This is a genomic window from Altererythrobacter sp. TH136 (assembly GCF_007065885.1).
GTDB lineage: Bacteria > Pseudomonadota > Alphaproteobacteria > Sphingomonadales > Sphingomonadaceae > Tsuneonella.
This window is the reverse complement of record NZ_CP041409.1, coordinates 1,432,088-1,448,695: the sequence shown is the minus strand read 5'-3', so window position 1 is coordinate 1,448,695 and position 16,608 is coordinate 1,432,088. Positions and strand designations below refer to the sequence as shown.

At 63.8% G+C, this 16,608-nt stretch carries 8 protein-coding genes; 5 read left to right on the top strand and 3 right to left on the bottom strand.

Annotated features, from left to right (window positions below):
- The first annotated feature begins 2 nt into the window (after positions 1-2).
- The 3 genes from C0V74_RS06995 to brxL are packed head-to-tail and all read left to right on the top strand — an operon-like array spanning position 3 to position 7,706.
- The gene (locus C0V74_RS06995; RefSeq protein ID WP_143251170.1) at positions 3-3,353 is read left to right on the top strand and encodes an SAM-dependent DNA methyltransferase; all 3,351 of its coding nucleotides are present in this window, start codon (positions 3-5) and stop codon (positions 3,351-3,353) included.
- A 10-nt stretch (positions 3,354-3,363) separates the two neighbouring features.
- Complete coding sequence (pglZ, locus tag C0V74_RS06990; RefSeq protein WP_168194176.1) at positions 3,364-5,661, top strand: BREX-1 system phosphatase PglZ type B; 2,298 nt, start codon at positions 3,364-3,366, stop codon at positions 5,659-5,661.
- Positions 5,658-7,706, top strand: a complete 2,049-nt coding sequence (brxL, locus tag C0V74_RS06985) for a protease Lon-related BREX system protein BrxL (protein WP_210413392.1) — start codon at positions 5,658-5,660, stop codon at positions 7,704-7,706. Before pglZ ends, brxL begins: the two co-directional genes overlap by 4 nt.
- A 1,868-nt stretch (positions 7,707-9,574) precedes the next feature.
- Here brxL and C0V74_RS06970 read toward each other — a convergent pair.
- The gene (locus C0V74_RS06970) at positions 9,575-12,019 is read right to left on the bottom strand and encodes a TonB-dependent receptor (RefSeq protein ID WP_143251165.1); all 2,445 of its coding nucleotides are present in this window, start codon (positions 12,017-12,019) and stop codon (positions 9,575-9,577) included.
- A 193-nt stretch (positions 12,020-12,212) separates the two neighbouring features.
- On the opposite strand from C0V74_RS06970, the gene C0V74_RS06965 reads away from it, so the two are divergent.
- Entirely contained in the window at positions 12,213-12,959 is a 747-nt protein-coding gene (locus C0V74_RS06965; protein WP_143251164.1) for a helix-turn-helix transcriptional regulator, read from the top strand.
- Positions 12,960-12,971: 12 nt separating this feature from the next.
- The gene (locus tag C0V74_RS06960) at positions 12,972-14,144 is read left to right on the top strand and encodes an acyl-CoA dehydrogenase family protein (protein ID WP_246844788.1); all 1,173 of its coding nucleotides are present in this window, start codon (positions 12,972-12,974) and stop codon (positions 14,142-14,144) included.
- On the opposite strand, the gene C0V74_RS06955 is transcribed toward C0V74_RS06960, so the two are convergent.
- Both C0V74_RS06955 and C0V74_RS06950 read right to left on the bottom strand, forming a co-directional pair.
- Complete coding sequence (locus C0V74_RS06955) at positions 14,141-14,881, bottom strand: acyl-CoA dehydrogenase family protein (RefSeq protein ID WP_168194175.1); 741 nt, start codon at positions 14,879-14,881, stop codon at positions 14,141-14,143. The genes C0V74_RS06960 and C0V74_RS06955 overlap by 4 nt on opposite strands.
- Before the next feature lie 42 nt (positions 14,882-14,923).
- A complete protein-coding gene (locus C0V74_RS06950; RefSeq protein ID WP_143251162.1) occupies positions 14,924-16,483 on the bottom strand; it encodes a long-chain-fatty-acid--CoA ligase in 1,560 nt (519 codons plus the stop codon).
- Positions 16,484-16,608: the final 125 nt, after the last annotated feature.

Genomic DNA, 16,608 nt, shown 5'->3' with positions numbered 1-16,608 from the left:
CGATGCCGACGCTGGCGCCCGCAGATCGCCGCACCTTGGAGCGTGCCGTAAAGGAAGCCAGGATCGTTGCTGAAGCTGCGATCCGCGAGGAGGTGGTCCGGCTCGGCATTATCGCCGACCGCGCACCGGACCATGTCCATGCCGATCGGGACCTCGCAGCGCTTCGCCGGGCGCTGCGCGAGCACGCCCGGGCCCTCGGGGACCGGGTGGCCGCCGACGGTTCGCTCGACCGCCTTACCGAGGCGGCAGCCTATCTGCGCTGGCACCGGCTGCTGTTCGTCGGCTTTCTCAATGCGCGCGGGCTGCTGCGCCACCCGGACGGCGACCCGCTGACCCTGGACGATTGCCATGCTCTTGCAGCGGAAGAGGGGGCAAGCGACGGCTGGTCGCTCGCGGCCCGCTACGCCGCCCACATTTTGCCGGCGGCCTTTGCGGAGAACGATCCGGCGGTGCAGCTGACGCTTGCGCCTGAGCATGAGGCGCGGCTGCGGCGGATCGTCGGCGAACTTCCCGCGGAAGTCTTTGCCGCGACGGACGCGCTTGGTTGGACCTACCAATATTGGCGCGCGGCGGAAAAGGACGCGATCAACGAGCGGAGCGTCAAGATCGGGGCCGACGAGCTGCCGGCGGTGACCCAGCTTTTCACCGAGCCCTACATGGTTGGCTTCCTGATCGACAACACCCTGGGCGCCTGGTGGGCGGGCAAGCGCTTCGCCGCCGATCCTGCGCTGGCGCAGGCGCCCGACGAAGAGACGCTGCGCGCGCGGCTGACGCTGCCTGGTGTGAATTGGGCGTGGCTGCGCTTCGTGCGCGAAGGGGAGGACGGGCCCTGGCGTCCGGCGGCGGGCACCTTCCCTGGTTGGCCGGAGCAGGCGGCGGCGATCAACATGCTTGATCCGTGCTGCGGATCGGGCCACTTCCTGACCGAAGCTCTGCCGGTCCTGGTAGCATTACGCTGCGCCGAGGACGAACGGCTGGACCCGGCATACGCGGTCGCGGCAGTGCTACGCGACAATCTCCACGGTTTGGAGATCGATGGTCGCTGTGTGCAGATCGCCGCCTTTGCGGTGGCGCTGGCCGCCTGGGACGTCGGCGGCTGGCAGAACCTGCCCAATCCGCACATAGCATGGGTCGGATCAATGCCGTCCTATACACGCCAGGAGTTCGAAGCGCTGGGCAACGGCGACTCCGACCTCCGGCGCTCGCTTGGTGCACTCTACGACCTCTTCCGCCAGGCGCCCTTGCTCGGCAGCCTTATCGAAGTAACCGGCAGCCTCGACCTCGTCGACCGCGCCAACCTTGACGGCGTCGGCGCCGCCATGGCCCGCCTCGCAGAACGGACGCGCGAGAGCCAACCGGGGCGAGCGGAGGGGGCCATCGCCGCGCGGGGCATGGCGGATGCGGCGGCTTTGCTGGCGCGAAGCTGGGTGCTGCAGCTTACCAACGTCCCGTATCTTGGGCGCGGGAAGCAGAATCCGGACTTAAAGGCGCACCTGGAGCGGCATTTTTCGGATGCCAAAAATGACTTAGCCACCGCAATGACGGTCCGCATGCTCAGGGGGGCCACGCCGGGCGGCAGCGTGGCAGCTGTGACGCCTCAAAACTGGTTGTTTTTAACAAGTTACAGGCGCCTGAGAGAGCGGTTGCTTGAACAAAGCACGCTGAACCTGCTCATCGGCTTGGGCTCTCGAGCTTTTGCGGCGATCAGCGGCGAGGTTGTGAATGCGGCGATGGTTGCTCTCACCGCCTCACGTCCAGGCGAGTTGACCTGTGCTTCAGCTATGGATTTGAACGATGCTAACAATCCCGAAGCCAAAGCTAGCCTCCTCCACGGGGGGCAGATCAACATCGTTGCTCAAGATGCCCAGCGCGGCAACCCGGACTCTCGCATATCCATGGAACAAGCGACGGTAAGTACACTGCTTGGAGCCCACGCGTTGAGTTATGCAGGCGTGAACTGTGGTGACGAGAGTCATTACGCGCGCACCTTCTGGGAGGTGACTGAATTTGGCTCAACCTGGTCACTGCAAGGGGGAGGTGCTGACAAGGTTTCTCCATGGTCAGGCTGCTCTTACGCACTGTTGTGGGAACGCAACCAGGGTAGACTCAGGGCCGAAGTTGAGGAGAAGCTGGGCATTGCCGGCGCTGCTGCTTGGCTGCGTGGAGCAGCAGGTTGGGGACGCCGCGGTGTGTTGGTTCGCCTAATGAGTGATCTCCCAGCCTGCCTTTACGAAGGGGACCTGTGGGACGGTAATTCGGGTGCTATCATTCCCGGTGATCCGCAGAACTTAGCCGCCATTTGGACCTTCTGTTCGTCTTCCGACTTTGAGCGGTCGGTGCGGCGGATAGACCGTAAGATGAACGTGACCCCAGCAACACTGGCGAAAGTCCCCTTTGACCTCGCCCATTGGAGCGCCGTCGCAGCGGAGCGCTACCCCAACGGCCTGCCCGAACCTTACTCTGACGACCCTACTCAGTGGCTGTTCCACGGACACCCTGCACAGGCGGAGACGGGGACTGGCCTCCACGTCGCGCTCGCCCGTCTCTGCGGCTATCGCTGGCCGGCGGAGAGCGATGCGGAGATGCGGCTGTCCGACGAGGCGCGGGGCTGGATTGCGCGGGCGGCGGAGCTTCCTGATGGTGATGCCGACGGGCTGCTGCCGCTGGTCGCCTGTGGGGGCGAGGCGCCGCTGGCCGACCGGTTGCGCGCCTATCTGCGGGCGGCGTTCGGCGCAGAGTGGTCCGCGGATCTCGAGACGAAGCTGGTCGTGGAGGCGGATGCCCAGCTTGGCGGCACGACCCGCCGTTCCGCCGCGACAATCGACGACTGGCTGCGCAACCGCGCCTTCGCCCAGCATGCAAAGCTGTTTCACCAGCGGCCCTTCCTTTGGCAGGTGTGGGACGGGCGTGAGGACGGCTTTTCCGCCTTTCTTCACTACCACCGCCTCGGCCGCGCCGCGCTCGAGAAGCTGACCTACACCCTGCTGGGCGACTGGACCGCCCGTTCCGATGCCGATGGCGAAGGCGGCCGGTCGGAAGCCGCGCGGGCGCTTCAGGCCAAGCTGCGCGCGATCTTGGAAGGCGAGGCGCCCTATGACGTCTTCGTGCGCTGGAAGCCGCTCGCGCGCCAGCCGCTCGGCTGGGAGCCGGACCTAGACGACGGCGTGCGGATGAACATCCGTCCCTTCGTAGCGGTGCAGGTGCTGCGCGCGCCGATCAACATCCACTGGCGGAAGGACCGCGGCACGGATGTCGCTTCCGCGCCCTGGTACGCCTTGCATGGAGGCGAGCGGATCAACGATCACCACACTACGCTCGCGGAGAAACGTGCAGCGCGCGCGCGGAGCGGCTAAGCCGCTTTCGATGACCATCAGAGCCCCCAATGCCGCGCCGCCCGGCGATCCCAGCGCGCTCGACGCTTTGGTCGAGGCGATCGCGACGGCATCGCGCTGGAACGATGCGGTGGAGGCGCGGCCTGCGGCCCTTCTCTGGTGCGATCCCAAAGGCGAATGCGCCCCGCTCCTTCCCTCGCTGCGCACGCGCCTGCCGCACCTGCTGAGCTTTGGCGCCTTCGACCCGGAAACGCGGACGGGCCCGGCGATCTGGCTTCGTGCGGCGGCGGCAGGCGCCTGGCCGGATGTGACGTTCGGCCCCGGCGCGGTGCCGGTGGTCTGGGCGCCCGAAATCGGACGCGACCAGCTTCGCGGGACGGAAGGGACACCACCGGCACTCGCGCCGCTCGTCTGGCTGGCCATCACCGGCAACGTCTGGGGCCACCGCAACGGCCGGGACTGGACGCTGCGGGCGCTGCTCCAGAGCGCACTGAAGCTGGACATCGCGGAGGATGGAGCGACTCGCCTCGCGCTGGCCCGGGCAGCGCCGCGCCTGCTGGCGAGGCCGCTCAGCGAGATCGGGCAGCGCCGCTGGGACGCCGACGCGCTGGACGGCCTGCTCACCCCCGATCTCGATGCGGACCTCCTTGACTGGATCGACGGCACGCTGGACGCCGTCACGGACCCGGAGCGTTTCGCCGCCTTCGCAGGCAAGGCGCAGCGAGAATTCGGCTTCGATCCGAGCACGCAGAGCCGGGACGCCGCGGCTCAACGGCTGGCTGAGCGGAGCGGAGCGTGGGGGCGCCTGTGGGACCGCTTCGGCAAGTCGCACGGATATGCCGGCGTCGTCCATCTTCTCATGGTGCGGGAGCCTCCTGCGGACTTTCTCGCGGACACAAGCGCCTATCCGAGAGCCAATGAGCGCGGCGAAGATCAATTGCGCAACGCTCTGAACGGGCTGAGCGCGCTGGACCTGCCGGCGGCACGCGCCCGCATCCTCGAGCTGGAAGATGCCCATGGCTTGCGGCGTGGATCGGTGTGGGCACAACGCGGCCTGGCGCCACTCGCCTGCGCGCTAGAGCATCTTGCGGCGATCGCGCGGGCCGCCGCCCTGCCGGGCGACGGCGCGGCGCCGCTGGCGGGCGCTTATGTCTCGTCAGGCTGGCGGGTCGACCGCGCCGCGCTCGCCGCGATTGCGGCAGCGCCGCGGGAAGTCGACCGCGCGGGCGTCGTGGCGGCGTTGCTGGCGATCTACAGGCCCTGGGTGGAAGACGGCGCCTGCGCTCTCCAAGCGATCGCCCGCCGGGGCGCGCTCCCATTCGCGCAGCCGGCGGCGTTCGACTCCGATTGCGATACGCTGATCTTCGTGGACGGGCTGCGCTTCGATCTCGCCGCCGAGCTTCACGCGCGCCTCACCTTGTCCGGGGTCGAAGCAACGCTCGGGTGGCGCTGGTCCGGCTGGCCGACGGTGACCGCGACGTGCAAGCCGCTCGCCACCCCTGTCGCCGAGCAGCTCTGCACGGGCCCCGCCGATCCGGCCTTCCGCCCGCTCTTGCCGAGCGGCAAGCCTGCCGACAAAGCGGGCGTGGATGCGCTAATGCGCGGCGCCGGATGGGTAATCGGAGGCTTTCCGCTGGGGGGAGAGCGCTGCTTCATCGAAACGGGGACGGTGGACGAAGACGGGCACAAGCTTGGCGCCCGCCTTGCCGACACGATCGAGCGGGCGCTGGACGACGCTCTCGGCGTAGTGCTCACGCACGTTCGGGCCGGGCGATCGGTGCGGGTCGTGACGGATCACGGGTGGCTGCTCATGCCCGACGGGCTGGAGACCGCGGCACTGCCCGCCGGGCTGGTGGAGCCCGATGGAAAGCGAACCCGCTGCGCCCTTGTCAAGGAAGGTGCAGAGGTGGGGCTGCCGCGCATCCCGTGGACCTGGAACGGCGACATTCATGTCGCCGCCGCTAGCGGCGCGCGCAGCTTCTACAAGGGATATGAATATGCCCATGGCGGGATCAGCCCGCAGGAATGCGTGCTTCCGGTCCTCGACATCGGTGCGGGATCTGCGCGGCGGCAGGCACGGGTCGCCGAGGCGGAGTGGACGGGCCTGAGGGTGCGGATCACGGTCGAGGATGGCGGCGAGCAGATCGTCGACCTGTGCGCCGAGAACGGCGCAAGCCTGCTCCCCGCGCGCCGCGGGTTGAACGCCGAAGGCAAGGCGTCTCTCGTCGTGCGGGACGACCATGAAGGAAAGCGCGCGCGGATCGTGGTGCTCGACGATGAAGGCCTTGAGCTGGCCGAACGGTGGACGGTGATCGGGGGAGCGGAATGAGCGGAATGAGCCTGGACGCGCTGGATGTGAAAGCGGCCGAAGCCTTTGAGGGGCTGCTGGTGCGAAAGGATTTGGTCCGCCGGTTCCGGGGACAGTTCCCCGTTCCGACCTACGTCGTCGAGTTCATGCTCGGCCGTTACTGCGCCTCCACCGACCCGGTAGAGATCGAGGAAGGGGCGGAGATCGTGCGCGAGCAGCTGGGTGCCCGCACGGTCCGCGCAGGAGAGGAGGAATTGCTTAAATCGAAGTCCCGCACGCAAGGATCGACGAAGCTGATCGATGTCGTCACGGCCCGGCTGGACGCGAAGACCGACAGCTTCCTCGCCTCTCTGCCCAGCCTCCAGCTCGCCGACGTGCGCATCGACGATTCAATCGTCCACGCTCACGAGCGGATGCTGACCGGCGGATTCTACGCCGAGGTCGAGCTGGGCTACGACGCCTCAATTGCCCAGGAGAAGAACGGCCGCCCGTTCGACATTCGGACGCTGCGCCCGATCCAGTTGTCGAGCCGCAACGTGCTGGACAGGCTCGCCGCCGGCCGGGCGAAGCTGACGACGGACGAATGGAAAAACCTTCTGATGCGCTCGGTCGGGCTTGAGCCGGAGATGCTGACGCAGCGCGCGCGCGACCTGATGCTGCTTCGCATGGTGCCGTTCGTGGAGCGCAACTACAATCTGGTGGAGCTCGGGCCGCGCGGGACGGGGAAGAGCCACCTCTTCCAGCAGGTCAGCCCCTACGCGCATCTGATCTCCGGCGGCAAGGCGACAGTGGCTCGGATGTTCGTCAACATGGCGAACGGGCAGCGCGGTCTCGTTTGCCAATATGACGTGGTCTGCTTCGACGAGGTGAGCGGCGTTTCCTTTGACCAAAAGGACGGCGTCAACATCATGAAGGGCTATATGGAGTCCGGCGAATTCTCGCGGGGACGCGAAAGCATCCGGGCAGAAGGTGGAATCGTGCTCGTTGGCAACTTCGACGTCGATGTTCAGCATCAGCAGCGAGTTGGGCATCTCTTCAGTCCGCTCCCACCGGAAATGCGTGACGACACCGCCTTTATGGATCGCATCCATGCTTATCTGCCAGGTTGGGACCTTCCGAAGGTTGATCGTTCGATCTTTACGGACCGGTTCGGATTGGTTTCTGATGTGCTTGCGGAAGCCTTCACCCGGCTTCGTGCACAATCCCGAGCGGACGCAGTCTCGGGCCGAGTATTCTATGGCGGCGCGCTTTCCGGCCGGGATCAGAATGCCGTCAACAAAACAATCTCGGGTTTGCTGAAGCTGATCCAGCCCGATTCAAATGCCTTGGTCTCCGACGACGAACTGGAGTGGGCCGTGAAGCTTGCCTTCGAGTGCCGCCGCCGGGTTAAGGAGCAGCAAAAGAGGATTGGATCGGCAGAATTTCGAACCACCCAGTTCAGCTACCAGCTTGGCCTTGACGGCGTCGAAACGTTTGTTGCGACGCCTGAGCTGCAGTCGGACACAATGATCAACGCAGACCCCTTGCCGCCGGGACAGGTATTCGCAATCGGGGAGGGCGGCGACGGTGCGGGGCTGTACCGCATTGAGGTGACGGAGACATCCGGCAGCGGTGTTCGGATCCTCAACCAGTCGCCGCCAGCACCCTTTCGCGAGTCGGTGAAAATCGCGGAGCAGAATCTTTACGCGCGTGCGAAGGAGCTGGTGAGCGATCGCGGACCCAAGGAACATGAGTTCTCGTTACAACTCCGTGCATTAGACAGCGCACGTTCGGGCGCTGCTCTGGGCGTGGGCGTCCTGCTTGCACTATGTTCCGCCCTCCTGGGGCAATCTTGCGTTGGCGGCCTCGCTGTGGTGGGCCACCTCACTCTCGGCGGATCACTCGAGCCGGTGCATAATCCCGTGGCTCTGGTCGAGCTGGCGCTGGAGAAGGGGGCCACTTTGGTTCTGGTTCCTGTATCAGCTAGGCGCCAGCTCCTGGACCTTTCCGACGATGTCGCGACGCGCGTACAGGTGGTCTACTACCTCGATGCGGTGGATGCCTTACGGAAGGTGATCTCCGGTTAGATCTTTTTCATTCGTCCTATCGAAGACGGGATGTCGAGGCCGCCTCCACAGGCATCATTCAATGGGCGTGGCCGTGCTTGCCTGGTGATTACCGCTCAACTCAGGAGCCGGGAGAGATAGGCTCATCCCACCTAGAAAACGACGCTGAACCAATGATTTAGGTGGTGGACGCTGTTGGGTTCGAACCAACGACCCGCTGATTAAGAGGTACCGGTCCCAGTCAATCCCTTGATTGCAGATCCAACTAAGCTGCACGCGGGGCCCCTAAAGGGGGCACTCCTGCGTCTGTCGGATTACTCGCGGGTGACGTTGGGAGTGCGGTAGTAGGACTCGAGTTGAGCATGACCGGTGGCTCACCTCAGACAATACTCGCCAATCAGCTACTTCTTACGGCGGAAGGACCAGACAAGCGTCGAGAGGGCGGTGCAGAGGGTAGCGATGGCGAGCACCATCTGGGGATCAAGGTACATAGCTGAGCCTCTCGAATCATCTTGACGGGCAGCTATATGTTCACACAATGTTCCATGTAGGAAAGCACTCAGTTGACGGAGGTGGTCTGTCGTAGTTGATCGTATCGTTCCGCGACCTGCCTCCACATCGCCACTCCGGCTGGGTCACCGGCTTTTGCCAGCCGCGCAACCTCCTGCGCGATGTGAGCCGGACCTTCGTCACCATGCGTTCTGTCGAGCCAGAGGGCGACGCCCCAGAGTTCTTGGTCACGTGTCATTTGAGCAGCCAGGTGAGTGCCTGCAACGCGGCAATCAGCATCAGCCCACCAAGAGTCCAAGCTTCGATACGAAGCCGCCGCTCTTTATCGAGGCGCATGATCTACTCCGTACATAAGACGGAGCATTGGCTAAGCATCAGTAGAAGCGCAATCCACGTGATCGCCGCTAGCTGCGTAAAGCTGGCTTCAATGTTTCAGGTTTAGCCTCAACCAGATGACCCGCGCACCTCTCTTCCTTCTGCTCGCGACCCTTCTTGCAGCCACCGGCCCGGCCCCGGTAATCGGCACAGCTCAAGTGGTCGACGGCGATACTTTGAGGATCGGCGACACCAAGGTCCGCCTGTTCGGGATTGATGCCCCGGAAACAAACCAGCAGTGCACTCGGGAAGGAGCGAGTTGGGGGTGTGGCGAAGCATCTGCGCGGCAGCTGCGCTCCCTTGTTGAAGGGCAGCAGGTCGCTTGTTTGGTGCGGGGGCTCGATAACTACGGCCGCAGCGTTGCCGTTTGCTCAGCACGGGGAACGGAGCTCAACCGCACCATGGTAGCCGCGGGTTAGGCGGTGGCTTTCCGCAGTTACAGCAGCGACTACGCTGCAGACGAGGTGCGCGCCAAGGCCGATCGTGCCGGCATCTGGAACTCCAGCTTCGTCCTGCCTCAAGATTATCGGCAAGCTGCAGCTTCCGCGGCCCAAGTGGCGCCCGTGGCGCGCGCGCGATCTCCCTCGGCGCGTGTTGCTCAAGCGCCAGCCGTGATGGGCCGCTGTGCAATCAAAGGCAATCACAACCGCAAAGGTCAGTGGATCTACCATGTCCCGGGAATGCCCTACTATGAAGCGACGCGTGCCGAGGAGATCTTCTGCAGTGAGGCGCAAGCTCTAGCCGCCGGGTACCGTCGCGCACTTGTGCGCTAATGTGCTTCCGCTCCTGGCCCGGTTGCAGACTGACTGCCTGCGTCGCGCTTGAGCGCTAGAACGGAAAATCAGCTTTCGACACATTGCAGACGGTGAGACAGACCCAAGCGGTCGGCTGCTTTGCACCCAAGACCGGCTGTTCCGTTCACCGAGTGGCTTTCCTCAAAGTGGCCGCTCGGTGAACTAGCTAGTGGAGGAGGCGCAGGAGGACTTGCGTACCCCCCCGCAGGCCTAGAAGCGAACCCGTCCGGTGACGCCATATCGCCGCGGCGCACCCAGGAAAGCGCCGTATGTGCCGGACTGCAGAGGCTGATCGACGATCACCTGGTAGTATTCGGAGTCGGTGAGATTCTGCGCGAAAAGCTCGAGTGACCACGCTTCGCTCACCGGCTCGATGCCGATCCGTGCATTAACGATGGCGAATGGCTCCTGGATTTTGAGAGGATCAAGGTTCGAGCCGGTGTTGTATCGGGAGGTCCACTTGATCGAAGCGGAAGTGGTCAGTTGGAAGTTGTCGCTGACTGGCTGCTTCGAGGTGAAGCCGCCGGTCACGTTCCACTTCGCCGCGTATGGCAGCCGACTGCCGGACAATCGCGTGAGATTGGGCAAGGGCGGCGGGAAGTCACCGAATCGGGTATCGGCGTATGTGACGCCTGCGTTCAGGGAGAGCCCCTGCACGCCGGTGTTCCATAGCAGATCAAGGTCGACACCCTTCGAAACCACCTTGGGGATGGAGGTGACCACGAAGCTCACGCCCGTGTAGGTGTTGAGCTGAAAATCGGTGTAGGTCTGATGGAACGCGGCAGCATTCGCGAGGACTCGGCGGTTGAACAGCGTCGTCTTTGTGCCGAGTTCGTAGCTCTCCACCTTCTCGGCTGCGAACGACGTATCGGGATTGATCACCCCGGGGCTGAAGCGCGCGCGATCAAGATTGAAGCCGCCCGATTTGAAGCCGTTGGCGTACGATGCGTAAGCCATCACTTCAGGCGAGAAGCGGTACTGGATCTTGGCCGAGCCGGAAAAGCGGCTCTCCGGCCGACGCTGGTTGGTTGTCACGTTGTTGAATGCACTATCGGCATTCGGGGCGCAGATTGCCGCCCGGGCGGCAGCCGGGATGGGCCGCGCCAGCGCCGCAGCGCAAGCGTTAGCCGGTGCGGTGTTGCTGTAGACCGACGTCACCTCTTTGACTTCATCGGTGTAGCGCAGCCCCAGCGACAGGTCCAAACCCTCTGCGATAGTAATGGTGTTGTCGGAGAACACCGCGAATGAGCGGGCTTTGTAGTCGTGGAAATCATTCTGACCGGTTCCGGCGACGAAATTCGTGCCGACTGGAAGACCCGTTAGAGCGGAGACAGTATTAGGATTCGCTCCGCCCGATAGAAGCAGGCCGAAGTACCGCTCGTATGCGGTGCCGAAGAAGGTGTTCTGCCGGCTCTTCAGCCGCTCGTCGGCGAAGAATGCGCCAAGGATCGAATTCAAACGGTCGCTACCGTATGCCAGACGGACTTCCTGACTGAAGACTTTGAACTGGTTCGAGTTACCTTCCCCTTCGCGATACCAAATATCAGCCGACGAATAGTCGATGTCGATGGCGTTGTTCGACTTGTAATAGCGGTAAGCGGTGATCGATGTGAGATCGATTGCCTCCGACAATTCCCAGTCCAGCTGTCCCGAAACACCGCGGTCGCGGATACGGAAGTCGGTCGGTCGGTTGGCATAGGTAAAGCGGTCGAATGGGTCGCCGCGCAGAGTGCCGGCGTCGCTTGCCAGAGCGTCGACGATGGCAGCGGTTGGGCCTGCGATCGAAGGCGCATTGACGCAGCAGTCCTCATCGCGCTCCGACCAGTCCCCGATGAGCTTGAAGTAGATCGTATCTGACGGTTGAAACAGCAGTTGGCCTCGGACGGTCCAATTGTCTTCGTTGTCGGACATGGTGCTCGTGCGCGGCCCAGAACCAGTGCTCAGATCCCAGTAGCCGTCGCGCTTGCGTTTCAGGGCAAAAATGCGGCCTGCAACGACATCGCCAATGATCGGGCCGGTTGCGGCCGCGGAGACGCTCCAAGCGTTGTAGTTGCCATAGCTACCGACGATTTCCGCCGAGGGACTGAAGCTGGGCGCAGCAGTGACGACGTTGATGACGCCGGCCGACATGTTCTTGCCGAACAACGTCGATTGCGGGCCCTTCAAGACCTCAATGCGTTCAAGCTCGCCCAAGTCTCCGAAAGCGACGCCGCTACGGGCACGGTAGACGCCGTCGACGATTGTGCCGACGGACGATTCCAGCCCTGGATTATCGCCCAATGTCCCCACGCCGCGGATGCGGATCGAGGTTTGCGCCGGGCTGGTCGATGAAGTGACGTTCAGACCAGGCGTGATGGTCTGAAGATCCTTGATGTCGCGCACCCCCGAAGCCTCGAGCTGCTGCGCATTCAATACCGACACAACGACCGGCACATCCTGCAAGCTCTGTTCGCGCTTTTGGGCGGTGACGATGATCCCCCCGACGCCATCATCGACGCCAGCGGGTGGCTCTCCCAGGCTTACGCCCGGGTTGCCGGGAGTAGCGGGCGTTTCGTTCTGACCAGGCCTGTCCGCGCTGGCAGCATCCTGAGCGGCCGCAGGCATTCCGATCGCAGATGCCAATGCAGCGATCGACACAGTGTGCAGAAACTTCATCAGGACAATCCTCCTTGGCACCTCTGCCCGCTGCGCGGCTTTGATGCCGCTTCAGCATGCTCGCCCGCGAGGTGGGCGTTGCACGAGCAGTCTAGCTCGCCGCGCGCCAGATAAACCACCTGTCAACAGTGACAGGCGGCGGGCTGAGGACGCGGCGTTGAGGAAAGGTGCGCAGCGTGGCACGATCAGCATCATGGCCGGACAAGAACTCTCGAGCTGGGACAACATCGACGCCCTGGCTCGCGCGGTTCGGGATGCCGGGCGGGCACTCGGCTTCCCCTTCGTGGCGGCGCAAAGCGACCTGGGCGACCCCCAGCCGATGTCGGACAGGAACTGCGAGCCCTATGCGGCTACCGTATTCGACTGGCCCGGTCACTCCGAAGCGTACTGGCAGGACCGCAGGTTGGCACTCAAGTCTTCGTTCCTGCACGCGGCGAGGATCTGCGCCGAGCCGATGTGGTACCATCGTGGGCAGATCGGCAGCTGGCGCCCGACCGTTTTGCTCGACCAGATCGACTGCTCCAAGGTCACCGCGCAGTTCGGGTTTACCGCAGCGATCATCGCGCCAACTCACTTGCCCGGCGGTCGCATCGGCGCGGTCGTATGGGTGACGCGCGAGGAGGTGGACCTGCCCACCATCTTCAGCCGGGAATCGGAGCGATTGTTCGCCCTCGCCTTTCGGTTCATCGCAGCCCATGCGGAAGCTTCGGCTCCACTTCGGGCTCACAGCGCCGTCGGCCAACTGACCGGGCGCGAGGTCCAATGCGTACGTTGGGCGGCAGCCGGCAAGACCAATACCGAGATCGGGATGATCCTGTCGCTGTCGGTGTCTACCGTGCGTTTTCATCTGCGAAACGCAGGTGCGAAACTGGGTGCAGCATCTCGCTCCCGGACCATTCAACTTGCGACCGGCCACGGCTTCCTGGGGGCGCGAACCTGACCATTCGGTCAGTTGGCGCACGGACGTGTTCGGGCGACACTTCTGATTATGGATCATCTACTGAGCGCCGACGACCGGGCCTTCCGGGACGAAGTACGCCAATTCCTGCAGACCGAGCTGTTGCCGGAAGCCCGCAGGGCCACTCGTCTCGCGACAAGCGTCTTCACGCATCCAGAAATCTCACTGCCATGGCAGGCAAAGCTCGCAGCGCGCGGCTGGGCGGCGCCGGACTGGCCTGAACAATTTGGAGGTCCGGGCTGGAGCGATGTGCAGCGGTTTATCTTCGCGGATGAATGCGCGCGCGCTCAGGCACCGACACTGGCGCCGATGGGGCTGAAAATGGTGGCGCCGGTGATCATGCACTACGGCAGCGAAGAGCAGCGAGAGACGCTGTTGCCGCGCATTATCTCGGGCGAGGATTATTGGTGTCAGGGTTATTCGGAGCCCGCGTCTGGATCAGACCTCGCTTCGCTGCGGCTAAGGGCCGACCGCGACGGCGATCACTACGTGCTGAACGGCTCGAAGATCTGGACCACGCATGCCCATTTCGCCAACCGGATGTTTTGCCTGGTTCGCACGAACTCCGAAGGTCGCCCGCAAAGCGGCATAACGTTTCTGCTCGTCGACATGACCACTCCGGGCATATCAGTGGCCCCCATAACCACGCTGGCAGGCGAACACGAGTTCAACCAGGTCTTCTTCGACGACGTTCGCGTTCCCGTAGGCGATCGGCTGGGCGCGGAGAACGATGGATGGACTGTCGCCAAGCACCTGCTGACGTTCGAGCGTTCGGGTCGTTACTCTCCAGGGCTGAGGGCGCATCTTGCGCTGATCCAGGAGGCGGCGGAGCAAACCGGCTGGATCGATCTACCTGGAAACCGCGAGCGGCTGGCGCGTGAGGCGATCGCCGCCGATGGCTTGCGCGCGATAGAACTTGCCGGCCTCTACGCGGATTCAGGCGGCGCTGGCGCGATACGTCCCTCCATGCTGAAAATCCTCGGCACTGAAGCCTCGCAGCGGCTCGATCTGCTGGCGCTCGAGATTGCTGCGGAGAGGGAGGTCGATGAAGTACTGCCGTCGGCCATGCCGCGGTTTCTCAACAACCGTGCTGCGACGATCTACGGCGGGTCGAACGAAATTCAGCGCGACATTCTGGCGCGCGCAGTGGTTGACGCTGCGCTTTAGCTGACCATGAGGCCGGCATAGCGGCGCAAGTGCGCCCGCCCCGTGCCGTCGCCTTGCGCCAATGATGAAGCGCGGCGAAACAAGCGGCCGATCCGCAACTCCTCGGTCAGCCCCATCGCGCCGTGAATCTGCACGGCACCGCCACCCACGATCCGGATGGCGTCTTCACAAAGGACCCGGGCTGCGCTGACGGCTTTTCGACGCGCCTCATCGTCGTCGTGATCGATTAGATCGATGGCGTAGCCGGCCATGGCGATCGCCTGTTCCAGCGCGAGCCGCATGTCCACCATGCGGTGCCGCAGCACCTGAAAGGAGGCAATAGTTACGCCGAACTGCCGTCGCTCTTTGGAAAAAGCGACCGTGTCAGCCAGCAACGTTTCGCAGAGACCCGACATTTCGGCGCAATGGACGATCGCCAGCGCATCTTCCGCCCAACCACTCCGTTGTTGCTGCCTGGCCTGGTTCGTCACGTGCGCAGCGGAAGTCGCCAGCGGTCCGGCATCGGCGACACAGGCGCCAAGCCGCGCGGCAACCCAGTGTTCGGCCCACGGCAGACATATGCCCGCCTGGCCAAGGGCTCGGGCGACGATCGCGGCTTCGCGCGTTCCCGTGCCGAGACCGCCGGTCTCTACGCTGCGGCCCAACCCTTCGAGGCCGAACGCCTCGATTGCTGTCTGCCAGCCGGGGGAGCCGTCCGTCGCCAGCCGTGCCAGGAAAGGGGTGAGGCCGGCGTCCATTGCGCGCTGGTCGTCAGTGATCGCAAAGGTCATCGGCTATTGTCAGTTCACGTTGCGGGCATAGCCTGCCCAGTACGGCTCACGCAGGGCGCGTCGCAGGATCTTGCCAGAGGGATTGCGCGGCAAGGTATCGACAAAGTCGATCGACTTGGGGCACTTGAAGCCGGCGATGCGCTCCCGCGCATGGGCGACGATCGAAGCGACATCCGGCTCCACACCTGGCACCGGCACGACGATTGCCTTTATTGCTTCGCCCCACCTGGGATCCGGTATGCCAATGACTGCAACGTCGAGGACATGCGGGTGGCCGTACAGCGCGCTTTCCACCTCTGCCGGGTAGACGTTCTCGGCGCCCGTGATGATCATGTCCTTCATCCGATCCTGGATGAACAGGTAGCCTTCATCGTCGAGGAGCCCGGCGTCCCCGGTACGCAGCCAGCCATCACCGATCAGCGCCAGGCCCGATTCTAACGGGCGCTTCCAGTATCCTGCCATCACGTTGGGAGAGCGGATCGCCACCTCGCCAACGGTATTCGCGGGGAGATCTTCAAGTTCAGGGCTGAGGATGCGCAGTTCTACGCCTGGCAGAGCCTTCCCGGCGGCAGACATCTTGTGGACCCGGTCAGGGCGATGATCTTCCGGCGGCAGAGCGACGACGGAACCCCAGGTTTCGGTCATTCCGTACACCTGGACGAATTCACACCCCATTCGCTCTACCCCCTGCTTCAGCAGGTCGAGCGGAATCGGGCTGGCGCCATAAGTGAAGGTCACCAGCGACGAGAAGTCGGCGTTCTCGGCAGCGGGATGTTGCAGCATCATTCCCAGCGCTGCGGGCACCAGGAACATCCTCTTGATCTGGTATTGGCGGATAGCCTCGATGACTGCGCCAGGCTCGAATTCCCGCTGGATGATCAAGGTCTGGCCGGCGTTCACGGCAAGGAATACGCCGCCGACACCGCCAATATGGCCATAGGGCATGGCAATGATGGTCGTGTCGCCGGGTTCTGCCAGGAGATAAGTGACGCCCGAGGCGATCTGATTGGCGCGTTGACGTATGCCATTGGCGTGAGTCAGCAGCACGCCTTTCGGCTTTCCCGTCGTGCCGGAGGTATAGAGCTGGAGGACCACGTCGTGCTCGTCCACAGTGACCTCAGGGGGCGTGCTGCTCTGCCGATCGCGCCAGGCAACAAAGCTCTCACCGTCGCCGCTCGCCTCGTCGATGATGATGCTGGTCACCCCCGGAGGAGCGCAGGTTTCGAACTCGGGTTCGAGGAACACGGCGCCGGGCGCTGCATCGGCGAGGATCCATGCCACTTCCGGTGTTGCCAAGCGCCAGATCACTGGCACGAAGACCATGCCAGCCTTTGCTACTCCGAATGCCAGTTCGATAGCATAGTCGCTGTTCTTGCCGACGTAGGCCACCCGATCTCCCGGCTTCAGCCCCAATTCCGCCAAGCCATTGGCAATCTGCTTCGCATGCTCTTCGAACGTCGCGTAATTGGTGACCCGGGTACCGAAGACGAGCGCCTCGTCATTTGGTCGCAATCGGGCGTGCTCGGCTAATGCTGCACCGAAAGTCTCAGGCAGTGTAGGTCGCTGCATACTCACCCCAGTCCGCGCCTCACGATCAAGTCGCCGGAGGCTGCCAAATGGTGGTTATCCTATGGTCGTGGGGAAGCGAAACTAACACCTCTGACAGGCGACGGCAGGCTCATGCCGATCGCCTC